This window comes from bacterium (assembly GCA_030655055.1).
Lineage (GTDB): Bacteria > Edwardsbacteria > AC1 > AC1 > EtOH8 > UBA5202.
The window spans coordinates 1-3,475 of sequence record JAURWH010000167.1; the positions used below are offsets into that span (position 1 = coordinate 1).

4 protein-coding genes are annotated in these 3,475 nt (G+C 53.3%); 3 read left to right on the top strand and 1 reads right to left on the bottom strand.

Features of this window, described 5'->3' with window-relative positions; all coding sequences use genetic code 11:
* The 3 genes from Q7U71_08040 to Q7U71_08050 form a co-directional block, all read left to right on the top strand.
* Positions 1-549: T9SS type A sorting domain-containing protein (locus Q7U71_08040; GenBank protein MDO9391707.1), on the top strand; the 549-nt coding region annotated here is incomplete at its 5' end.
* A gap of 197 nt (positions 550-746) precedes the next feature.
* The gene (locus Q7U71_08045) at positions 747-2,429 is read left to right on the top strand and encodes a hypothetical protein (GenBank protein ID MDO9391708.1); all 1,683 of its coding nucleotides are present in this window, start codon (positions 747-749) and stop codon (positions 2,427-2,429) included.
* A 194-nt stretch (positions 2,430-2,623) separates the two neighbouring features.
* Positions 2,624-3,178 (top strand): hypothetical protein, encoded by a 555-nt coding sequence (locus tag Q7U71_08050; protein ID MDO9391709.1) that lies wholly within the window; start codon positions 2,624-2,626, stop codon positions 3,176-3,178.
* A gap of 72 nt (positions 3,179-3,250) precedes the next feature.
* Here the strand turns inward: Q7U71_08050 and Q7U71_08055 are convergent.
* The coding region (locus tag Q7U71_08055; protein MDO9391710.1) for a hypothetical protein at positions 3,251-3,475 on the bottom strand (225 nt) is incomplete at its 5' end.

Below are 3,475 nucleotides of genomic sequence, written 5' to 3' on the forward strand. Positions count from 1 at the left end.
AGTTTTTATCACGAAACCGGGAAGGAAATAAAACTAAAGCCAATTGTCAACAAGCAACCTCTTGGTGAGATAAAGGTAGCCTCCGGCGAAGAAGCGATTTTGGACAAGCCTTTGCCCGAAGCAAGCTATAAAGACGGGCAGATCACATTAACCATAGAAAAAACAAAAGGCCCGATTGCAGTTTGCGGCAAGATACTCATTTACGAAAATCCGACAGGACAGGGACATGGCGGAGCGCAATCGGAAGAAATAACCAGCATAACACCCAATTACATTAACAAGCTTTACCAGAACTTTCCAAATCCCTTCAGCCATAAAACAAGTTTCAATTACCAGATCAAAAACCAGGGCCAGGTAACGTTTAAGGTCTACAATGCCTTGGGCCAGTTGGTAAATACTTTGGTTAATGAAACTAAACCGGCCGGAGCCTACCAAGTGGAATGGGATGGCAAGGACGGGTGCGGCCTTAAAGTATCTTCCGGGGTTTACATCTACCGGCTACAGACGGGAGACTTCATGGAAACTAAGAAGATGGTGGTGATAAAATAAAACAGTAGTTGTTTCATAAAGGGGAACGCTTAAAACAGTGTTCCCCTTTATTTTTATTTACATATTGACCAAAATTCCTATTTATGGTAAATTGATATCCTGCATTTCCCCCAATTTTAGCCCCTTTGGTGTCTTAGTGTCACTTCGGTAAACTCAGTGCATCGCTCTGTGGCAAAAATAATTAATCCTGTCAAAAAATGCCTCCCGAAAATAAAAATACTCCCCCCAAAAAGATCATGGTGCTGATGCCCGACGGCAAGGTGATAGAGCCCTCCGGCAAGCAGATCATGGTGATCATGCCCGACGGTCGGGTGATGGAGCCGTCCACCATCATGACCATCGAGGATATCCGGGACAAGCAGAAGACCGTGTTCCGGATGTTCGGAGGCAGTCCCCAGATGATCATGAGCGCCAAGGAAGCCCTGATGGTGGACATCTCCGAGGTACTCAAGGAGGCCTTTGGCACCAAGATAGAGGTGATGGGCCAGTACAAGACGGACATTCTGGTCTACTACGCCCCCAACGCCTTTTCCGGGGACAAACAGCGGGCCATCACCGTGGCCAACCAGGTCTACGCCGACCGGCTGAAACAATTGGAGGTGGAGCGGCGGGAGCACATGGCGGCCATCACAAGGCTAAAAACCCTGTACGAGAACGAAAAGGGGAAATCCATCCAGTTCGCCACCATGGCCAACCAATTCCGGCTGCAGACCATGTCGGACAATGAGAAGGAACAGCTGGTGACCCGGGCCCGCAGCGAGGCTCTGGAGATGGTGGATGAGGCGGTCAAGTCGGTTGAGGCTGAAAAGGCAGACCTGGAAAGGACACTGGAACAGCTGGCCCAGCAGCTTTCCGACACCATCACCATCTCCCAGCATTCCGATGAGATGGAGAACCTGAAGCAGGAATACGGCGACGTCAACAAGCGGGCCATGCTGGTGCGCCCGGCCGCCGACCTGGAGGACCTGTCGCTGGAACAGCAGCAGGAATACTCCCGGCGGCTGCCCAAACTTTCCGACCAGCAGGGCAACCCCAGGCTGTTCGACCTGGCCGAGGTCCTCAAACTAAAGGAGGGGGAGCAGGGCTTGTGCGAAGGCAGCCATGTTCTGCTGCGCTTCCAGCCGGGCGACGAAGTGAAGTATTTCATCGGCCGCCTGTTCTTTAACGACACCAAGGATTACGTCTGCCTGGGGCAGGGCTTTGAGATCACCTCCAGCGTCTACAAGGGCAAGGCTCAGGGTGAGATCCCCAGCGACGAGGAAGTTCTGGGCATATTAAGCAAGAATCCGCTCCACGTTCAGATATATCTGGAGGCGGTCAGGAACTCCTCCATTCAGACCGTCCAGTTCTGGCTGCACGAGCTTAAATCCGGCCAGCTGCTGGAGATCCAGTCCATAGACCAGGTGATCGGCGACCTGCAGGAATCACAGATGCACATCGCCCATCACCGGGATTTTGAGCAGGAGCAGGTCGAAGCCGAATGCGGGGCCGAGGATTCCATCCTGGAACAGCAGTCCACGGTGGACGAGGAGATGCAGGCGGTCAAAAGGCTGATAGTGACCCCCCTGGCCTCCAAATATGTGCCCGACGAAATGGAGTGGCGCAAGAAGGAATCGCTGGCCCGGGACAAGTTCCAGAAGGAGATCGCCCAGCGGGAGCTGAAAAAACTCAGGGACAAGAAGCGGACCGAGGTCCAGACCATCTACGAGACCGTCAGCCGGCTGATCTTTGACGAGGAGATGGTGGGCAGGTCCAACGTCAACCTCAAGAAATACCCGCCCCAGATCATGGCCCTGCGGGAAAAGATCGGCGAGCGGGCGGGGGAGCGGATCAAACACGACGCCGGCCTGCTGAAGAAACTGCTGGAAGAGATAGAGTGATGCCGGCAGCATAGCTGCCGGGAACCGACCGCCCCCTCGTTCCCCCTCCCGCAAGGAGGGGGAGGCAACACTCCCTTCCCCTGCGGGGAAGGGGTAGGGGTTAGGTCGGTGCCCAGCCTGTAGTGGAGAGGTTATTATATTGCCGTAAGCAATTAATCTTAATCTCAGTCTTAGAAATCAATCAGGAGTATAAAATGTTCAAAAAAACCATTTTCATCCTATTGCTCACGGTCCTGGCCGCTGGCCCGGCCCTGGCCGCCAAAAAGGAAACCAAGCCCCCGGTCAAGGCCGAAGCACCACAGGAAGAGCCGGCCCCGGCCGGGATATACAAATACCTGCCCGAGGAATCCGGCCAGCAGGCTTCGTTCACCAAGGCCGACTACATAGCCCTGAAGTTGACCGCCTACAACAGCCGGGCCCAGGGCATCAGTTCCAGGCTGATCTGCAATTCCCTGCAATGCTTTGCCTGGCCGGATTCGCTGGTGATCAACGCCTACATTGACCTGCAGGAAAAGGAACGGGCCAGCTACCTTGGCGCCGGGAAATTCAGCTACCCCGAGGCCGACCTGAAGAACATGATGCAGGAAACTGTCAACTACGTCCAGAAGACCGCCCATCTCTATTTTGACAATTTGAACGACAAGTATCTGGTGATAAACCTGTATATGAAAGGCAGCCAGCTGGCCGGCTGGAAGGATTTCAACCTGGACCTGAAGGCCGAGGGAAAGAAGGAAGCGGCCAAGGACTAAAATGCTTTCCGCAAAGATGTTATTATTAGGAATCCATGAAACCAGGAAATTTTCCTGTCCTTCATGGTTTCCTTATAGTTGTGGTATATCCAAATTAGGATGATGATGAAAAATTGGCAGACCATAAAGCGCCGCAAGATATACCAGAATCCCTGGATCGCCGTCAGGGAGGACACAGTGCTTCGACCCGACGGCTCTGTAGGCCGTTATGGGATAGTGGAGGCGAACGATGCAGCCAGTATCGTAGCCATTCAAAATAACAGCTTCTGTCTGGTGCAACAGTACCGTCCATCCTGG